General features: G+C 69.2%; 20 protein-coding genes. 11 read left to right on the forward strand and 9 right to left on the reverse strand.

Features of this window, described 5'->3' with window-relative positions; translation table 11 throughout:
• Nucleotides 1-79 precede the first annotated feature (79 nt).
• Entirely contained in the window at nucleotides 80-703 is a 624-nt protein-coding gene (locus ACGFJ2_RS57305) for a LysE family translocator (protein WP_393483546.1), read from the reverse strand.
• A 110-nt stretch (nucleotides 704-813) separates the two neighbouring features.
• Between ACGFJ2_RS57305 and ACGFJ2_RS57310 the strand changes: the two genes are divergently transcribed.
• Complete coding sequence (locus ACGFJ2_RS57310) at nucleotides 814-1,749, forward strand: LysR family transcriptional regulator (RefSeq protein WP_393483549.1); 936 nt, start codon at nucleotides 814-816, stop codon at nucleotides 1,747-1,749.
• Nucleotides 1,750-1,795: 46 nt separating this feature from the next.
• On the opposite strand, the gene ACGFJ2_RS57315 is transcribed toward ACGFJ2_RS57310, so the two are convergent.
• Nucleotides 1,796-2,158: a TetR family transcriptional regulator gene (locus tag ACGFJ2_RS57315; protein WP_393483552.1), complete on the reverse strand. Its 363-nt coding sequence runs from the start codon at nucleotides 2,156-2,158 to the stop codon at nucleotides 1,796-1,798.
• Nucleotides 2,159-2,352: 194 nt separating this feature from the next.
• Between ACGFJ2_RS57315 and ACGFJ2_RS57320 the strand changes: the two genes are divergently transcribed.
• On the forward strand, nucleotides 2,353-2,460 hold the full coding sequence (locus ACGFJ2_RS57320) for a zinc-binding dehydrogenase (RefSeq protein WP_393483646.1): 108 nt from the start codon (nucleotides 2,353-2,355) through the stop codon (nucleotides 2,458-2,460).
• A gap of 32 nt (nucleotides 2,461-2,492) precedes the next feature.
• On the forward strand, nucleotides 2,493-3,065 hold the full coding sequence (locus ACGFJ2_RS57325; RefSeq protein ID WP_358183563.1) for a helix-turn-helix domain-containing protein: 573 nt from the start codon (nucleotides 2,493-2,495) through the stop codon (nucleotides 3,063-3,065).
• 9 nt (nucleotides 3,066-3,074) lie between these two features.
• Here ACGFJ2_RS57325 and ACGFJ2_RS57330 read toward each other — a convergent pair whose 3' ends face one another.
• Nucleotides 3,075-3,944, reverse strand: a complete 870-nt coding sequence (locus ACGFJ2_RS57330; RefSeq protein WP_393483555.1) for an NmrA/HSCARG family protein — start codon at nucleotides 3,942-3,944, stop codon at nucleotides 3,075-3,077.
• A gap of 70 nt (nucleotides 3,945-4,014) precedes the next feature.
• Between ACGFJ2_RS57330 and ACGFJ2_RS57335 the strand changes: the two genes are divergently transcribed.
• On the forward strand, nucleotides 4,015-5,445 hold the full coding sequence (locus ACGFJ2_RS57335) for an FAD-binding oxidoreductase (RefSeq protein ID WP_393483558.1): 1,431 nt from the start codon (nucleotides 4,015-4,017) through the stop codon (nucleotides 5,443-5,445).
• A 49-nt stretch (nucleotides 5,446-5,494) separates the two neighbouring features.
• Here ACGFJ2_RS57335 and ACGFJ2_RS57340 read toward each other — a convergent pair whose 3' ends face one another.
• Both ACGFJ2_RS57340 and ACGFJ2_RS57345 read right to left on the reverse strand, forming a co-directional pair.
• Nucleotides 5,495-5,884, reverse strand: coding sequence for a DUF1877 family protein (locus tag ACGFJ2_RS57340; protein ID WP_393483561.1), 390 nt, complete (start codon nucleotides 5,882-5,884; stop codon nucleotides 5,495-5,497).
• Between the two features lie 134 nt (nucleotides 5,885-6,018).
• Entirely contained in the window at nucleotides 6,019-6,666 is a 648-nt protein-coding gene (locus tag ACGFJ2_RS57345) for a TetR/AcrR family transcriptional regulator C-terminal domain-containing protein (RefSeq protein WP_358183553.1), read from the reverse strand.
• An 81-nt stretch (nucleotides 6,667-6,747) separates the two neighbouring features.
• Here ACGFJ2_RS57345 and ACGFJ2_RS57350 point away from each other — a divergent pair, with 81 nt between their 5' ends.
• The 3 genes from ACGFJ2_RS57350 to ACGFJ2_RS57360 all read left to right on the forward strand — a co-directional run bounded on the left by ACGFJ2_RS57350 (nucleotide 6,748) and on the right by ACGFJ2_RS57360 (nucleotide 10,007).
• On the forward strand, nucleotides 6,748-6,996 hold the full coding sequence (locus ACGFJ2_RS57350; RefSeq protein ID WP_357956365.1) for a hypothetical protein: 249 nt from the start codon (nucleotides 6,748-6,750) through the stop codon (nucleotides 6,994-6,996).
• On the forward strand, nucleotides 6,993-7,952 hold the full coding sequence (locus tag ACGFJ2_RS57355; RefSeq protein WP_393483564.1) for a zinc-binding alcohol dehydrogenase family protein: 960 nt from the start codon (nucleotides 6,993-6,995) through the stop codon (nucleotides 7,950-7,952). The genes ACGFJ2_RS57350 and ACGFJ2_RS57355 overlap by 4 nt, the downstream gene beginning before the upstream one ends.
• Before the next feature lie 270 nt (nucleotides 7,953-8,222).
• The gene (locus ACGFJ2_RS57360) at nucleotides 8,223-10,007 is read left to right on the forward strand and encodes a tannase/feruloyl esterase family alpha/beta hydrolase (RefSeq protein ID WP_393483567.1); all 1,785 of its coding nucleotides are present in this window, start codon (nucleotides 8,223-8,225) and stop codon (nucleotides 10,005-10,007) included.
• 539 nt (nucleotides 10,008-10,546) lie between these two features.
• Here the strand turns inward: ACGFJ2_RS57360 and ACGFJ2_RS57365 are convergent.
• Nucleotides 10,547-11,344 carry a maleylpyruvate isomerase family mycothiol-dependent enzyme gene (locus tag ACGFJ2_RS57365; RefSeq protein ID WP_357956359.1) on the reverse strand — a complete coding sequence of 266 codons (798 nt, stop codon included), beginning with the start codon at nucleotides 11,342-11,344 and terminating at the stop codon, nucleotides 10,547-10,549.
• Between the two features lie 87 nt (nucleotides 11,345-11,431).
• Between ACGFJ2_RS57365 and ACGFJ2_RS57370 the strand changes: the two genes are divergently transcribed.
• Nucleotides 11,432-11,854 (forward strand): hypothetical protein, encoded by a 423-nt coding sequence (locus tag ACGFJ2_RS57370; protein ID WP_393483570.1) that lies wholly within the window; start codon nucleotides 11,432-11,434, stop codon nucleotides 11,852-11,854.
• Between the two features lie 100 nt (nucleotides 11,855-11,954).
• Here the strand turns inward: ACGFJ2_RS57370 and ACGFJ2_RS57375 are convergent, their stop codons facing one another.
• Both ACGFJ2_RS57375 and ACGFJ2_RS57380 read right to left on the reverse strand, forming a co-directional pair.
• Nucleotides 11,955-12,185, reverse strand: coding sequence for a hypothetical protein (locus tag ACGFJ2_RS57375; protein WP_393483573.1), 231 nt, complete (start codon nucleotides 12,183-12,185; stop codon nucleotides 11,955-11,957).
• A gap of 53 nt (nucleotides 12,186-12,238) precedes the next feature.
• Nucleotides 12,239-12,577, reverse strand: coding sequence for a hypothetical protein (locus tag ACGFJ2_RS57380; RefSeq protein WP_393483575.1), 339 nt, complete (start codon nucleotides 12,575-12,577; stop codon nucleotides 12,239-12,241).
• 139 nt (nucleotides 12,578-12,716) lie between these two features.
• On the opposite strand from ACGFJ2_RS57380, the gene ACGFJ2_RS57385 reads away from it, so the two are divergent.
• A complete protein-coding gene (locus tag ACGFJ2_RS57385) occupies nucleotides 12,717-13,379 on the forward strand; it encodes a hypothetical protein (protein ID WP_393483578.1) in 663 nt (220 codons plus the stop codon).
• Between the two features lie 65 nt (nucleotides 13,380-13,444).
• Here the strand turns inward: ACGFJ2_RS57385 and ACGFJ2_RS57390 are convergent, their stop codons facing one another.
• Nucleotides 13,445-14,008: a Rid family hydrolase gene (locus ACGFJ2_RS57390; RefSeq protein ID WP_393483581.1), complete on the reverse strand. Its 564-nt coding sequence runs from the start codon at nucleotides 14,006-14,008 to the stop codon at nucleotides 13,445-13,447.
• Between the two features lie 213 nt (nucleotides 14,009-14,221).
• Between ACGFJ2_RS57390 and ACGFJ2_RS57395 the strand changes: the two genes are divergently transcribed.
• Both ACGFJ2_RS57395 and ACGFJ2_RS57400 read left to right on the forward strand, forming a co-directional pair.
• Nucleotides 14,222-15,904, forward strand: coding sequence for a YncE family protein (locus ACGFJ2_RS57395; RefSeq protein WP_393483584.1), 1,683 nt, complete (start codon nucleotides 14,222-14,224; stop codon nucleotides 15,902-15,904).
• Between the two features lie 158 nt (nucleotides 15,905-16,062).
• Complete coding sequence (locus tag ACGFJ2_RS57400; protein ID WP_393483587.1) at nucleotides 16,063-16,212, forward strand: hypothetical protein; 150 nt, start codon at nucleotides 16,063-16,065, stop codon at nucleotides 16,210-16,212.
• The last annotated feature ends 122 nt before the right edge of the window (nucleotides 16,213-16,334 follow it).

The following is a 16,334-nucleotide window of genomic DNA, read 5'->3' on the forward strand; positions in this document are numbered from 1 at the left end:
CGGTCCTGAGCCGATGGCGGCCCGCCGGCCGGTAGGTCACAAGTCGAGTCGGGCGCTGGAGGAAATGCCGGCCCGGCCCTCAGAAACCCGCTGCCACCGCGGCGCCCAGCCCCAGCAGGACGACGCCGGTGGTCACGCTGAGTCCCCGCAGGACGCTCGGCCGCGACACCAGGGCGCGCCCTCGGCTGACGGCCCAGGTGAGCAAGGTGTACCAGGAGGCGCTGACGAGCGCCCACAGGGCTCCCAGGGCGACGGTTGACAGGAACACCGGGCCATTCGCGGTCACGAACTGGGGCAGCACCGAGACGGCGAACACGCCCGCCTTGGGGTTGCCGAGATTGGTGATCAGGCCGGTGAGATATCCGCCCGTGAAGCCGGTGCGGCGCCCGCCCTCGTAGGCCGGGGGAGTGGGGACGGTGGTGAGCGCGGTCCGTAGGGTGTTCACCCCGAGGATCATCAGCACGATGCCGCCGGCGATCCGGAGCACCGCGTACGCGGTGGGGCTGGCCAGCAGGACGGCGGACAGCCCGGCCGCGGCGGCCGTGGACCACAGCAGGAAGCCGGTGGCGTTGCCCGCGAGCGTGCCTCGGACCGTGCGTTGCCCGCCTTCCAGAACCTGCCGGATCATCAGGGCTTGACTCGCGCCTGGCAGCATCGCCAGCAGCAAGGTGGTGGCGATGAAAACGGGCACATGCGTGGGCATGGAGAAAGAACCCCTTCCGGGGATTGCGGCCGATGAGTGTCCCACGAGTCTTCCTCGCCCGTACCCGTAAGAGAAGTTAAAAGAGAAAGGTGCAGCGTTAGGATTAGTGAATGCTGGTGGATCCGGGACAGCTGCGGCTTCTCGCGTTGATCGAGCGGCACGGCTCCCTGACGGCGGCGGCTCACGCGCTCCAACTCACGCCCGCGGCGGTCACCCAGCAGGTGGCCAAGGCCGAACGCGACTGGCAGGTGCCCCTGGTCATCCGTGGTCCTCGCGGAGCAACGCTCACCGCGGCCGGTGCGCTGCTGGCCTCCCACGGCCGAACCGTGCAGGAGGCATCGGACAAGGCCGAGGCGCAACTGGCCGCACTGCTCGGCCACCTGTCGCTCCGTCTGCGGATCGGCACGTTCCAGGCGGCTGCCCTGCACCTGCTGCCACCCGCCCTGACGGCCCTGCGGCACCGCCATCCGGACGCCGACGTCTCGGTCGTGGACGTGGTGTCCGGACGCGGAGCGGACGAGATCAGCGCGGGGCGCCTGGACCTGGCCATCGTCGCGTCCTGGGGCGCACCGCTCACGCCGCTCCCACACCTACGGGGCCACTCGCTGCTGCTGGACCCGATGGTCGTGGTTCTCCCCGATGACCACCCACTGGCCACCGGGCAGCCCGCGGACACCGAACTTCACCTGGAACAACTGCGCGACGAATCGTGGGTTTCCATCCTGGCCGGCCATGCCGCCCGCGAACAGTTCCACGACGCCGCCCGCGAGGCCGGCTTCACTCCCACCGTGCGGTTCGAGACCGAGTCCTACGACGTCGCCCAGGCCCTCGTCGGCACCGGCATCGCCGTGGCCCTGGTCTCGCGCCTGGCCCTGACCCATGCGCCCGGCACCACCCATCGCGAACTGGCCCACCCCAGGCCCTACCGCCACCTCTACGCCGTGACCAAAGCCGACGCCGGCCTCACACCACTGGCAGACATGCTCATCGACCTCCTCCGTGATGTCGCCCGCGACATCACCGCCACCTGGGAGGCTCCCCTCTAAACGTCGCCGAGGTAGCCGCGGGGCCCTCGAGGTCCGCCGGCCGTAGCTACGCGAGCGCAGGGCCCATCGCCGCGGGAGGCGGGAGACAGCCAGGGCGCTGTACCTGGAAAGCCTGGAAGAGATAGGCCAGCAGGCGCCGGGAGGCCGCGAGGGCGGCTTGTCTCGGTTGTCCGGCGAGGCCGCTGTTGGCCAGGAGCAGGAGGGTGATATCGGCGGGGTCGAAGTCGTCGCGCAGCTGTCCGCTCTCGCGGGCACGCTGGACCAGCCGCGCCAGACCCTCTTCGGCACACTCCGCCGCGCACAGCGCGAGTTGCTCGGCGAAGGCGGCGCCGGCCAGCACGGTGCAGGTGGGGAAGTGGCGGTAGAGGGTGGCCACGCCGACGCCGGCGCGGCGGGCGACGGCGCTCATAGGGGCGTCAACGCCCTGGGCCGCGAACACCTCGCGCGCGGCTTCGAGGAAACCTTGACTTCGACAGCCCTCTCGCCGGCCTCGCCTCCATCCTCGCCTCGACCCTCCACGGCAGCAGACGCATCCGCGTCTTCAGCGGCAACCCCGACACCGAACTGCTGGCCCAGATCACCCGTTACGCGGAGCACGGCGACATCGTCCCCGTCGTGGACACCGTCCACCCTCTCGACCGGCTCGCCGATGCCCACCGGGCCCTGGAAGCCGGTGGCGTCCGCGGCAAGCACGTCATCCAGATCCGGTGAGGGGGCGAACACTCACGTAGGATGTGTTGTTCATGACCTCCACGCGACCGCGCAAGCTCCGGAAGGATGCGGCGGAGAACACCGAGCGGCTGATCGCCGCAGCTGTGCGTGCGGGGCTGGCCGAGGGTAAGTTCGTTCCGCTGGAGCAGATCGCCGCCGAGGCGGGGGTCGGGATCGGGACGCTCTACCGTCGCTACCCGAACCGGGAGGCGCTGCTTGAGGCGATGGCGGTCCGCGCCTACCGTCTGATCCTGGCCGAGGCCGAGGACGCGCTGACGTCCGGCGATACCGGTCATGACTCGATCAGCCGGTTCCTCCATCAAACCTTCGCTCATCGCGACGAACTGGTGCTTCCGCTCCACGGAGCGCCCATGACCGAGGGCACCGAGTCCGCGAAGCTGCGCGCGCGCATGCAGCAGACCATGGGCGCCATCCTCGAGCGCGGCCATCAGGACGGTTCGGTCCGCACGGATGTCAATGCGGGGACTGTGGTGCGTTTCGGGGCGATGCTCGCGCAGCCGATGTCGAACGTGCCCGGCTGGGCCGAGGCGGCCGCCGAGTTGCGCGCGGTGTTCCTGCGCGGCATCGCACCCGATCGCGGTTAGTTCGACGCGTCAGTTCCCGGCGCGCGCGGGACCCTGGCCGGATACCCATGCCGCGAAGTCGCGCGCGTCGGGGACGAGGTGGCGCGTGAGGTCGAAGTCGGCCTGGTAGGCGGGGACGGTGGCGAACCACTGGAACATCGCTCGCATGTCCTCGTCATCACGGAGCACATCGATCGGCAGCCCCTCGTATCGCGTCGGCCGGCCGAGCTCGGATGCGACCCGGTCGGCCACCTGAGCCATGGTGAGCTCATCGCCGGCGAGTTCGACCGCGTCACCATCGATGACATCAGGGGCGATCAAGAGACGCGCGGCGGCGGCGCCGATGTCGCGAACAGCGATCATCTGGAGCGGAACGTCACCCGCGACCGGCAGGCGAAGCACCAGCTCCCCACTCCCGCCGTCGGCGAGCTGCGGCGCCAGGTTTTCCATGAAGAACGTCGGGCGGACGAACTTCGTCGCTACGACCTCGCCAAGCCGCTGTTCGACCCGGTGCTTGCTCTCGAAGTGCGGGATCCCTGTCGCTCGCTCCGCCCCGCCGACCGACGAGTACACGACGTGCGGCACGCCCGCGCGTGCTGCGGCATCCGCGACGGTCACACCGCGGCGCGCCTCGCCCTCCGTGCCGTCCGCTCCCTCGAACGTCGTCATCAAGAACAGTGCCGCGACCTCGGTGAGTGCCCGCTGGAGCGATTCGCCGTCCTCCTGGTCGGCCGCGACGACCTCCACGCCGCGGGCTCGGAGAGCACGTGCGCCCGCGGCTTCGGCGTCGCGAACCAGGGCGCGAACCGCCTGCTTCCGCGCGAGCAGAGCATCCACCACGCTGCCGCCCTGCTGTCCGGTCGCACCGATCACGGCGATGGGCTGCTGAAACTGAGTCATGAGTCATCCAATCTGAGTAGATGACCCTTAAAGCGGAGGAAAACCTCCGTTATTCCCGTACGATGAGCGCATGCTCGTTGACGCCGACTCAGACGGTTACGCCGCCGCCACCCGGCCCCGCAACTCCTCCATCAAGCAGCGGCCCGCGCGGGTCGCGGTCGTCTCCCGTCCGGAGGACATCGCGCCCATGCTCGATGAGGTGGCCGCGCTCGCGCGGTCGTCGGGCACGCCACTGGAGATCGTGCCGCAGGCGACCGGCCACGGAGCCGGCGCGCCGGTGGGCAAGGGGGTGGTCCTCCTCGACACCTCGAGGCTCACCGACGTGTCGATCGACCCCGAGTCGCGCGTCGCCGTGGTCGGGGCCGGCGCGACCTGGTCTGCGGTGAACGCCGCCGCCGGACAGCACGGTTTGCTCGGATTAGCCGGCTCAGCCCCGAGTGTGTCCGTGTCCGGTTACACCTTCGGCGGCGGCATCGGCTGGCTTGTCCGGCGGGATGGACTTGCCAGTGGAGCGCTTCGTGCCGTCCACTATGTCGACGGCGGCGGTCGCTCCCGTACCGCTGCCGACGATGCCGGCGACGAGGTCGATCGAGCGGCGATGTGGGCCTTCCGCGGAGCGGGGGGAGTCGGGATCGCTCACACGCTGGAGTTCGACCTCGTCCCAGCGGCGGACCTGCACGCCGGAGCACTGCTGTGGCATGCCGACGCGCTACCGAAACTCCTCGCAGCATGGTCGAGCACCATCGCAACAGTCGGTAGCGGCGTTTCCTCCAGCATCGCGGTGCTTCACGTGCCGCCTCTGCCCCCGTTCCCGCAGGAGCTGCACGGGAGGAGCGCAGTTCACCTCGCGATCGCCGATCCTGACGGGCCTGTCGCGGCGACTCCGCTGCTCGAGGCGATGCGGGCGGCAGCGCAGCCGGTCTCCGACAGCTGGGGCCCCACCGACGCGGCGGGACTTGCTCGAATCCACCTCGATCCACCCACGGCAACCCCGGCCATCGGTGACGCGCGGTGGCTCGACGCATCGACCCCTGTCATCGCCGAAGCGCTCCTGTCGACAGCCGCGGCAGACGACGCCCCGATCGTGATGATGGAGATCCGCCACGTGGCGGGCGCGCCGGTCAGGCGCACCGGGGCCGTTGTGGCCCCGCCGGGCGACTTCATCTACCACGCGGTCGCGCCGCTCAACCTGTTCTCCCGCGAACGGATCGAAGCAGGGTTCGCTCGGGCGCGATCCATCTGGTCGATCGCCGACGCCGGGCTCGTGGGTCGAGGGCGCGGCCGGCGTGCCGGACGCGCTACCGGCCGATGTCCGGAAGCGGGCCGCGGCGATCGCCGACGCTGTGGACCCGGACGCCCGAATCCGCCGCTCGCGCCTGCTCGGATGATCCCGCGGCGCTCGTTGGCCCAGCGAGGGGGCCGGGGCGCGATCAGGCTCCGCCGCCGGCCAGGCTCTGCCGTGCGGCGCTCTTCTGGCGCGGCTTGGCCGACCGAGCGCTGATCCGAGATCCCTTTTTCTTGATCGGCGTGTTGGGGATCGGGGCGGGCCGTCAGTACCAGGACATCGTCATACCCGCGTCCGCGTGAACGGCCGCGCTGTATGTCTCCTTGAGGTCGGCGAAGTACAGCGTGAAGTACTCCTCGTCGTCGCCGTTGACGTTCTCGCTCGTCCGTAGGGCCGTCATGAACTGCTCGGCAGTGATGGGCGAAAGGCGCTCCCAGAAGGCTCTGACCTGTTCGGGGGCGAGTCGGCCCACGAATCCTTCCTCCGACCCCTCGGTGTCGACGCCGTCCGGACCCCCCACCCCGTGAACGATCTCGTCGCCGTCGAGCCCCAGTGCCTCCAGCCCCACGCGAAGGTAGTGCGCGCTATTGTCGAGGTCGTAGCTGCCAAGCTTTTTTCCGTCCCTGACGACGTCGATGTAGATGCAGACCCCCACGGCTGCCCCCTCGTCTGGCCTTCGGCGACGAACATATATGTGCGTAGATCTTACGATCACCAGTTCGAGGCTCTTCGCCTGAGCTTCGAGTTCGGCGAACCGGGCGTTGGAGAGGGCGGCTTGAAGCCGTTCGTTCAGGGTCCGGGTTTCGTCGGTGAGGCCCCGGACCGCGCCGCAGGACCATGGATGATCTGTTCCAGGCAGTCGCGGAACAGATCATCGACGCTGTGGCCGGCCTGGAAGTACTCTGTCACGCCGGCCATCACGGTGGGGTACGCCGTGGCGTACGCGGCCATGTCGAAGCCGTCCAGGGCGTCCGCGTCGGGGCGGCCGGCCTGTTCCTCCAGGACGTAGCCGACGGTGAAGCGCAACACCGTCAACACGATCAGGCGAGCCTGCCGCAGGGGGATGCCCCGCCCGACCAGTGTGCTCATTGCCAGTTCGGAGATGGCGGCCATCTTGAGGGACAGCTGGGAGGCCGCGATGATCCGGGCTCCGTCCGGGTGGGCCAGCAGCGCGCGGCGCAGCCGCTCGGCCAGGCCGATCAGCCAGTCCGGCCAGTGCTCCTGCGGCGCGGGCGGCGCCGGCTCGGGGAACTGCTGCTCAAGGATCGCCTCGGCGATCGCGGTGACCAGCGCCGCCTTGTTCGGGATGTGCCAGTAAAGGGTCGGCGACTGTACGCCGAGCCGGGCGGCCAGTTTGCGCGTGGTCACGCCGTCGAGACCCTCTGCGTCCAGTAGCGCGACGGCCTCGGTGACGATCCGCTGCTTGTCCAAAGCCAATTCCGGCACCTCCCTTCCGGAGTCTATCAGTGATAGAGTCCTCTATCAGTGATAGAGAGCCACGCGCCAGAGGAGGCAACGATGAGACACCAGCACTCGCTCCGCGACCTGCTGCACCGGGCGACCCATCGCATTCCGGGGATTCCCGCGCACACCGAGCGGCCGGCCGGGCACCAGGGCCAAGCCCGCCACGGCCATGGGAGGCGGCACTCGCTCACCCACCACCGTTCGCACCACCACGGGTTCAACCACTCGTCGGCCCGTCCGCCTCGTGTCCTGGCGGCGTGGCAGACGCGGATCGCTCGCTTGTTCGGGCAGGAGCTGGGATGAAGGCAGCGGTGCTCCACGAGGTCGGCGGCATCCCGCGCTATGAGGACTTCCCCGATCCGGTCGCCGGCGACGGTGAGGTGATCATCGATGTCAAGGCGGTCGCCGTCGAGAACGTCGACAAGGCGATCGCGGCCGGTACGCACTACGCCAGCGAGAAGTACATCGGCCGGCTTCCGTTGATCCCCGCCTTCGACGGCATCGGCGCCCTCCCGGACGGCACGCTCGTCGGGTTCGGCAACATCCGCCTGCCCTACGGCGCGCTCGCTGAGAAGGCCGTGGTGCCCCAGGGCTCCTACCTGCCGATCCCCGACGGCATCGACCCGGCCGTGGTCGCGGTGATGGCCTCGGCCGTCACCGCGATGTCGATGAAGACGGCCGCGGGGTTCGTTCCCGGGGAGACGGTGCTGGTGCAGGGCGCCACCGGGGTCGCCGGGCGGCTCGCGGTCAAGGCGGCCCGGCTGCTGGGCGCCGGCCGGATCGTGGCCACCGGCCGCGACGACGACCAGTTGCGCGAGGTACAGGCCATCGGGGCCGACACGGTGATCAACACCGCGGTCTCCGACGAGGCGCTGGCACAGGCGTACCTCGACGCCAGGGGAGACGGCTACGACGTCGTCATGGACTACCTGTGGGGCAGGCCCACCGAGATCCTGCTGCGCGCCCTGGTGCCGCGGTCGTTCGCGTTCGGCAAGCCGACCCGGGTGGTCCAGATCGGCGAGTCGGTCGGCAGCGAGGTCGCCATCGCCGGGTCGAGCCTGCGCACCTCCGGCGTGGAGATCTACGGCGCGGCCAAGGGCCTCGACCCGCAGACCATGGACCAGGCGTACCAGCAGGTCGTGACGTGGACGCGGTCCGGCGAGCTCACCTTCGACGTGGAGAAGGTCCCGCTGAGCGACATCGCGGCCGCTTGGCAGCGAACCGACCTCAAAGGCAGGCGACTCGTCGTGATGCCATGACCGGCCCGCGCCCACGACACACCAGCGATGATCACCGGTCGGCGTTCCGTCGCCGTCCCCGGGGTCGAGCTGCGCATGCGGGCCGCAGGGTCTCTGACCTGCGACGATGCGAGTCCCGCCGCAGCCTGTCCGGAAACGTACACGTTCTCGGACGACGGGCTCACCTGCGCGAATGCCGTCCGAAGTCCCTACCAGGCCCGCCGCTCCCGAACGTGTCCCCAGCCGCCCGGTAGCGCCGATCCCCGCCTTCAGTCATGATCAGGTATGGCGATGACGCAAGAACTGCTCGCTTGTGTACGGGGTCGGACGCCGGGCCGCGCCGGCCGCACCGCTGGAGTCCGGGCGCTACCGGTTCTGCTCGCCGTCCTCGCCGTCCTCGTGATGGCCGGCGGTGGCCAGGCCGCAGCCCGTACGGCCGTGGCCGGGGCGCCCGCCGAGGCGCGTGGTTCGTCCTCCGGCCCTCCCGTGGTGCTGCCGAGGATCGACTGCGCGGCCCTCGCCGGGCAGGACCTGTCGGGGACGCCCGGCGCTCCGGCGGTCATCGGGTCCGCGACCGCGACGACCTCGCCGGTCGGCTGGGCGGCCTGCGAAGTCAAGGGAACCGCGGCGCCGCAGATCCAGTTCGACGTCCTCCTCCCCACCGAGACGTGGCGGCAGCGGTATCTGCAGACCGGGTGCGGGGCGTTCTGCGGGAGCGTCGACATCTACGCCGACGCGACGGACGGGTGCGTGCCGCTGACCCGCGGCGACTTCGTCATAGCCACCGGCAACGGGGGGCACGTCGGCGTCTCCGGCTTCGACGGCACGTTCGGTGCCGATCCGCAGCTCCGGGTCGACTTCGGCTACCGGTCCGACCACGTCGTCGCGCTCGTCGCCAAGCGGCTCATCGCGCTCTACTACGGGCAAGGCCCGCGCTACTCCTACTTCGACGGCTGCTCGCAGGGCGGCCACGAGGGGATGGCCGAGGCGCAGCGCTACCCGCGTGACTTCGACGGCATCATCGCCGGCGCCCCGGCGTCGTTGCTCACCTCGCTCATCGTGTGGTCCGCGGGCTGGCACGCCACGGCCAACACCGACGCGCGGGGCCGGCCCATCATGACCGCTGCCAAGCTTCCCGCGCTGCACGCCGCCGTCATGCGCGAGTGCGACGCACGGGACGGCCTGGCCGACGGCCAGATCGACGACCCGCGTGCCTGCGCGTTCGATCCGCGGAGCCTGCGCTGCGCGACAGGAACCGACAGCGCGGACTGCCTCACCGACGCGCAGATCGATGCCGTACGCAAGCTGTACGACGGGCCACGCGACGAGCGGGGCCGGCGGATGTATCCGGGGGGCGAGCCCGTGGGCTCGGAAGCGAACTGGGCCCGCTGGGTCACCCCGACCGCCACCGGCGCCCCGGCCGTGGCCGAGGGCAACGCGACGAACGCGCTGAAGTACCTCGCCTACCCCTCCGCCCGGCCGTCGGCGACACTGCGCGACCTGCACTACGACTCGGCGACGTTCCGCGATATCTACCGGCAGGCCGGCGTCTACGACGCGAGCGACCCCGACCTGACAGCCTTCCGCGCCGCGGGCGGCAAGCTCCTGCTCTGGCACGGCTGGGCAGACCAGGCGATCTCGCCGTACGGGACGATCGCCTACTACCACGCCCTCACCGAGCGCATGGGCGGGACGGACGCCACGCAGCGGTTCGCCCGCCTGTTCATGCTGCCGGGCGTCGCCCACTGCGGTGACGGTCAGGGGCCGGACGCGATCGACGCGCTCACCCCCACCCTCGACTGGGTCGAGAACGGCGTCGCACCCGACCGGCTCGTCGCCACGAAGCGCCAGGACGACACCGTCGTACGAACCCGGCCGGTCTACCCCTATCCAACCGTCGCACGCTACGACGGGAGCGGCAGCATTGACGACGCGGGGAACTTCGCACCGACACCGCCGCCCACGCGCTACGAGGACGACATCCCCTGGCTAGGGTCATTCCGCTCCGGCTACGAGCAGACCTGCGGCTGGCACGACGGCCGCTGGTCCTGCACCCTGGCGCAACGGCCGAGCTAGCTGGGCGGCTTGGCGTCCTACTCCACAACCGCGGCCAGGGCCACTTGGTCTCGTCACCGCCCCGCTCGCGCTCCACCGTGCCGCATTACAGCAAAGCAGCGCCCTCACGACCGAGGGCGCCGGACTGACCGCGCGCAAAGCGCACCGGGTATACGCCACCCGCATCCCAGCCGCCCAACAACACATGCCGCGCCGCCCAACGCCAACGACGCTGACCAGCAACTACCGCGCTGCCCGCGGCCCGTTACTGTCGTAATCGAGACGTGGTGGCCGGACCAGCTCGGCGCGCTCGGCCTGGTCCTCAACGCCATCGTGCTCTGGACGCCCCGCTGCATCGACGCCCAGTGAGGACGACGCGGAGAACTGACGGCGTCAGGTGCCGACCAGGCGCGCCGATCAGCTTGTGGGCCGCCGCCCGTGGTCAGCCGCTTCGCAGCCGTGGCGGTCTGCCCCCAGCGGCCCCGAGGCCACCACGGCGTGGCTGTAGCCGTTGCCGGGAGGCATGCCTCGGGGCGTACGAGGGGGCGCATCGTCACGTCCTACTCATCCGGGTCCCAGGCGCTGAGCTGGTCGAAGACACGTCGGTCGCCGTCGAGCTTCAGCGAGTCGATCGGGATACGGTCGTGCAGGATGAGGACCAGCTCGTCGGCCGTGCCCCAGGCGGAGGCGTTGGCCGCGTCCGGGTCCTGGTCGGCAGCGGTGGCCGATATGGTGCCGGGCCCGGGGAGACGGGCGGTCCGTGCGCCGTCGGCGGAGAGCGAGAGGCGCCAGGAGCGGCCCTCGGAGGCGTGGAAGTCGACGACAGCGGGCTTGTGTGGCCAGGCACTCGTTGTTGCGACGCAGGTGGACAGGAACTCGTCGACACCGTCGAGTGCCACCTCGGCCGGCAGCGGCTGCGGGGCACCCACGGTGATCTGGGCGTCGTAGGTGTGCACCGCCATCTGCTGGAGCTGGTGCCGAGCTACGGCACCTGAGGTCTGCGGCGACTGCGACGTCTCCCACCACGTCCAGCAACCGCGATCCGGGCCGGCCTTCCGCAGTGCGTCCACCAGTTGCTCTGTGGACTCCGCCAACCAGGCCAGCAGCGCCTCGCGCTCCCGAGGCGCAACGGAAGCGCCATCCGCTGCCGACTTGGCCGGAGCAGGCCCTGCGGCGACGGTGGCGGCCCAGTCGCGGCGCCCCTCGCCGATGTGCTGCGCCAGATCGAACAGCGTCCACTCGGGACAGGTCGGCACCTGTACGTCAAGGCTGGGCGCGGAGGCGACCGCGGCGCGGAAGGCGGTCGACCGTTCGTCGATCAGTCGCAGCAGAACGGGGAACTCGAGCGTCGTTGTCACCCGGAATCTCTATCACTACCTTCCAATGATCGCATCCAGCTCGAACTCCTCACCGGCCCGCTCACCGGAATCTACGACCCCAACGGCATGGGCGCCATGTTCTTCGCCGTGCTCGCCGTCGCCGGGCAGATTGAGCGCAACTACATCCGCGAGAAGACCCTCGAAGGCCAGGTCATCGCCGCGTCCAAGGGCAACCACGGCGGACGGCCGAAGGTCATCGACGACGACATGCTCACCTTCGCCGTCGCACTGAAGGACAAGGGCGTCCCCGTCCCCGACATCGTGAAGAAGCTCACCATCAAGGCCGGGAAGAACGCGGGCAAGTCGCCGTCGGTCGCCTGGCTCTACCGGGCACTCGCGGAAGCCGAGGCCGCCGCGGTGGACGAGATCCTGCCCCTTCGGCCCAAGGCCGTACGCATCCGCCGGCCCGGGGAGCCGCTCAAGGCCGAGGAGATCGAGCTGCGCGAACGGCCTCAGGCCCAGCCGCACCCGAACACCGAGCTGCGGTAGACCCCGTGACCTGCATCAAGCTCGTGATCACCGGCTTAGCGTTAACCGCTGTGCCCCAAGGCCGGAAACCGGGGGAGACCTGCCCCTGGTCCTGGACGCATTACCGACCATAGCCTGGCAGGGCGGGCCCCCATGGCGGATTGGCCAGCAGGTCTATAGCCGCATAGATGTGCCGGCGCAGGTCGGCCAGGACATCACCGGTGTTGGAATAGTCGAGGACGGGCTCGTTCAGCGACAGCAACGAGTCGAGGAACAGCAGGCCTTTCGAGGGCCAGCGGCGGTGGATCGTGATCGCGGCCGCGTGGTGGCGGTACCGTCCCCGGCCCCTCAAGCCTTACTACAGCCCGTGCGACATCCTGCCTGCCGACTTCCTCGTGCGGTCAGTTACCCGAGCAGTTCGACGATGCGCTCGGCGAGCAGGGTTGCGCTGGCCGGGTTCTGGCCGGTAACCAGTCGCCCGTCCACGACGACCACCCTTGATCGATCAGAGATCATGACCAGCAAGATCAATTGGCGGGTGGCGCCCTGAACGCCGAGCAGTTGATCACGCACCGGTTTTCGCTCACCGAGATCGACCTGGCTGTCAACGCGACCCGGGACCGCCGCGAGCCGATCTGGATGACCGTGGCGCTGCCCGATCCCGTCGTACTGGGCGAGCGCGCGGCCGGTCGTCCCCTCTGTATGACCGGCAAATGGCCGGTTACCACCCTGTTGACGGTCCACTCACAGTCTCATCATCAACAGTACAAGCACCAGGTAGCCCGAGCGGGAGCATATCTGCCCCTCTCCGGCGCCACCGTCAAAAAGTCGAAATTGATATCCAGATCAGCGGAGAACCCGTTACAAAGAAAGGCGCCAAAAGATGTATCAAACGAAAAAGCTGGCACGCCGGGTGGTCACGTTCGCGATGACTCTCTTCTTAGCCGGGACGGCCATGGTCGGGGCAGCGTCGGCGGATGACACACCTGATCCCACTCCCACTCCGCCGGTCGTGAGTTGGACGGACGAAGCGGGCGATACCTACTTTGCCCAGGCGCTCACCGCGGACGAGATCAAGGAGAAGGGCCTGGACAAGTACGTGGACATGGACAACCTGACCATGACCACGCCGAGGCTGGAAGACGCCACGACGTCGGGGATGAAGCCTACGGAGCCTGAGGAGAGCATCGGCGGAACAGCCGCCGTGAAGGCCAATGGCTGCTGGCATTACTGGTTCGGGTACGGGACGTTCTCGTGGCCGCGCCTGTACGGAAAAACTGACGTGGACTGGTGCGGCGACGGACGATGGGTCAGGTACGCCAACTCCTTCTGCTACGGCTATGACGACTACACGACCTACAACTACGAGGGTTGCAGCAATTACCCGAACTATGGCGTCGGCTGGAACCTCTACCGAGTGAAGACCCAGTGGAGCCTGTGCTATGCGTATAACCCCGTCTGGGGCTCGTGCCTTGCGCGTTCGAAGCCGATTCGGAGTTACCAGTTCCTGGGCAGCGGCGCCGTCCAGTACCTGGGCGCTGGCTGACCGATCAGGGGCCTCCGCTCGCCCTTCGAGGACGAGCGGAGGCTCTGGCGCGAGTCCGGCGTGATTCACTCGATCGTCGCGTACTCCTTGTTGAACGCCTCGAAGTTCCCCGCACGCGCGAGCAGTACGTGCACCTCCACCACGTCCTCCCGGGTCGCGCCTCCGGTCCGCAGGACGTGCTCGCAGTTGATCAGCGCCTGGCGGGTCCGATCCTGGTTCGTCGGGCCGGCGAACCTGCCGGTCGTCGTGTCGAAGCCCCACATACCGGTCACATAGGGTATGCGTCCACGGCCGTGCTGCAGTCGTCGGGGGTGCCGCGATCCATGGCGCGAACAGCTCCGGCGGTCCCGGCTATGATGCGGCGTCGCCCTGCCCGACCAGACACTCATCCAGGTCGGCGAGCACCTGGCGCAGACGGCCCTGCACGCGGACTCCATCGGCCACCGGCCCTGGTACGTCTTCGACGACCTGGTCGGGCGCTCCGAGCGTCCGCGCGGGAAACGGCCGTACTGCATGGAGAACTTCAGCAAGATCGCGAAGGCGAGGCGCGTGGCACCGCGCTTGCCGGCGACGAGGTCGCGCTCTTCACCCAGGATCGTCCAGTGCTCGACCAACTTGTCGATGTGCATCGGGGGTGTGTCATGTCCGCCCGCCATTGACCAGGCAAGTCACAACAAGATCAACAGGCTCGTGGCGCATTTCTTGCCGGCACCTCATGACCGATGCTCTAGACGGCAATCCCGCACTATGCGAATATGAGTTCGATTTACGAAGATCGTCAGCGGGAGCGGGTCCCGTAGTCATGCCGGGGTGCTCCCCTCCTCCTCCAGAACGGAGTGCCTGTGCGCCGATCAACCTCTGCCCGTGCTCCTCTGTCCCGCCGATTAGTCGCCTGGGCCGGGACCCTGCTCCTGACGGCGGCCCTGCTCGTCACTCAGGCGCCCACCGCCTCGGCCGCCGCGACCGTCACCGACCTCGGCGTCGCCGGGAAGGGCGGAGACGTGGTGGCGCGCGGCGGCAAGGTCTTCGTCGCCGCCGGCGACCAGATCGTGGTCGCGTCCATCGACGGCAAGGTCATCAACACGATCCCCGGCCTGTCCGGTGCTGTCGCCCTGGCCTCGCCGGAGACCGGCAGGAAGGTGTACGCGGCGCTGCGCGATTCGCATGAAGTGATCGAGATCGACACCACCACGCTCGCCATCACCAAACGCATCGACCTCACCGCGTACCCGTGCCCATCGAGCCTGGCGCAGTCGTACGGCCGGCTGTGGATCGGATTTGGTTGCGGCGAAGCGGGCGGGGGAGGCGTTCTCGGTCTCATTCCGGCGGCGGCGATACCCACCCCCGTCCGGGTCGGGCCGGCCACGACCCAGGCTCCGCTCGTCGCCGTCGCCGGGAACACGCTGGTGGCCGGGGAGCCGGGAGTCAGCCCCGCCACAGTCAAGGTGTACGACATCAGCACCACGCCGGCCACTTCGCGCGGCGAGATCCGCGGAGACGCGAACGGGCTGCCGGCCCTGCGGGATCTCGCACTCGCCGAGTACGGGTCGACGGCGCTGTCGACGTTGGACGATACCCGCCAGTTCGACGCCTGGGACACGACAGCCATGACTCAGGGCCGCGCCTACGACAGCAGCGGATTCGGCGAGCACGGCCTCCCCACCGCTGTCGCGGCCAGCCCGAACGGCGCCTATGTGGTGGGCGGCTGGAACTCCTCCGCGGGCGACGCGGCGGAGCTCGTGGTGTACGACGCGACCACCGCGGAGGTCATCTACACAGCCGCCCAGCAGGGGAAGGCGGTGGTGGCGGGCAGCATCGAGTTCTACGGCACGCTCACCTTCGCGGTTTTGAAGGAGCCCGGCACCGGGCGGATGCACCTCTGGCGGCTGCCGCCCTCGCCCTACCACTCCTCCACGCTGACCTTGACGGCTCCCTCCAAGGTGACCGCGCTCAAGCAGTCGACCCTCAGCGGACGACTCACGCTGAGCAGCGGACTGCCACCCGGCGTACAGACGCTCGAACTGTACCGCTGGCTCCCCGACGGCACCTCCAGGCCGTTCCAGGAGATCACCACGGCGGCGGACGGGACCTACCAATTCACCGACGCCCCGCCGTCCACCGGGGCGTTCAAGTATCAGGTGTACTGGCCGGGCAACTCATGGTTCCTGGGTAGTGGCTCCTCGGTGACCGTCACGGTGGCCTTGTACGAGCCGACGCTCACCGTGACCGGACCGGCGACGGGCAACGTCGGCGAGCGACTCGAGTTCAGCGGCACCTTCGGCGCCGACGGCTTCACCTTCCAGCGGGCGATCATCACCGTCTCGCGCAAGGTCGTCAGCCCGGATGGCACCGTCACCTCGGAGCACCTAGTGAAGTTGACCTCCGCCGCCGACGGGTCGTTCAGCTTCTCCGATACGCCGGCCACGGCCGGGGAACACACGTACTCCGTCCACTTGTTCGGCAACTCGACCATCGAGTCAGCGCGCACCACCCAGGTGGTCACCGTCCTCCAGCCGCCCGCGTAGCATCCCGACGCTCGGGTGACGGTGACCCGACTCGCCGTCACCCATGCTTTCCCACGCCAAGGGACTACAGATCGCCAAGGCAGCCATGGGGGTCCGCCTGAACGACACCGTCCATCGACGAGATCACGGCCGCCGCCGTGTCCCGGCACACGGCGCACATGTACTTTCCGAGCCTGGACCATCTGCTGATCGACGCGACCGCCGGCGCGATCAACGAGCCTCCAGTCGAGGAGGCGCTGGCCGATCCCGCACTCGCCGGCGACACCGCAGCCCGGGTGGAAGCCCTCACCCGAACCCTCCTCGCCTAATCACCACAGTCGCTCCTCCCTTCAGGCATGTCAGGCGTGCTGCCTCGGTACTACCGCCCTGAGCGGGCGGTGGGGGCGCCGATGAGTCGGTGTGGTGGGTGGTGGTCGATGAGAGCTTCGGG

The organism is Nonomuraea sp. NPDC049028 (genome assembly GCF_043197735.1).
Lineage (GTDB): Bacteria > Actinomycetota > Actinomycetes > Streptosporangiales > Streptosporangiaceae > Nonomuraea.

Bases quoted from the DNA above. Each gene is read 5' to 3' on its own strand.
- ACGFJ2_RS57305 (WP_393483546.1), bottom strand. From the start codon at position 703: ATGCCCACGCATGTGCCCGTTTTCATCGCCACCACCTTGCTGCTGGCG.
- ACGFJ2_RS57310 (WP_393483549.1), top strand. From the start codon at position 814: ATGCTGGTGGATCCGGGACAGCTGCGGCTTCTCGCGTTGATCGAGCGG.
- ACGFJ2_RS57315 (WP_393483552.1), bottom strand. From the start codon at position 2,158: ATGAGCGCCGTCGCCCGCCGCGCCGGCGTCGGCGTGGCCACCCTCTAC.
- ACGFJ2_RS57325 (WP_358183563.1), top strand. From the start codon at position 2,493: ATGACCTCCACGCGACCGCGCAAGCTCCGGAAGGATGCGGCGGAGAAC.
- ACGFJ2_RS57330 (WP_393483555.1), bottom strand. From the start codon at position 3,944: ATGACTCAGTTTCAGCAGCCCATCGCCGTGATCGGTGCGACCGGACAG.
- ACGFJ2_RS57335 (WP_393483558.1), top strand. From the start codon at position 4,015: ATGCTCGTTGACGCCGACTCAGACGGTTACGCCGCCGCCACCCGGCCC.
- ACGFJ2_RS57350 (WP_357956365.1), top strand. From the start codon at position 6,748: ATGAGACACCAGCACTCGCTCCGCGACCTGCTGCACCGGGCGACCCAT.
- ACGFJ2_RS57355 (WP_393483564.1), top strand. From the start codon at position 6,993: ATGAAGGCAGCGGTGCTCCACGAGGTCGGCGGCATCCCGCGCTATGAG.
- ACGFJ2_RS57360 (WP_393483567.1), top strand. From the start codon at position 8,223: ATGACGCAAGAACTGCTCGCTTGTGTACGGGGTCGGACGCCGGGCCGC.
- ACGFJ2_RS57370 (WP_393483570.1), top strand. From the start codon at position 11,432: ATGGGCGCCATGTTCTTCGCCGTGCTCGCCGTCGCCGGGCAGATTGAG.
- ACGFJ2_RS57385 (WP_393483578.1), top strand. From the start codon at position 12,717: ATGTATCAAACGAAAAAGCTGGCACGCCGGGTGGTCACGTTCGCGATG.
- ACGFJ2_RS57390 (WP_393483581.1), bottom strand. From the start codon at position 14,008: ATGCACATCGACAAGTTGGTCGAGCACTGGACGATCCTGGGTGAAGAG.
- ACGFJ2_RS57400 (WP_393483587.1), top strand. From the start codon at position 16,063: ATGTACTTTCCGAGCCTGGACCATCTGCTGATCGACGCGACCGCCGGC.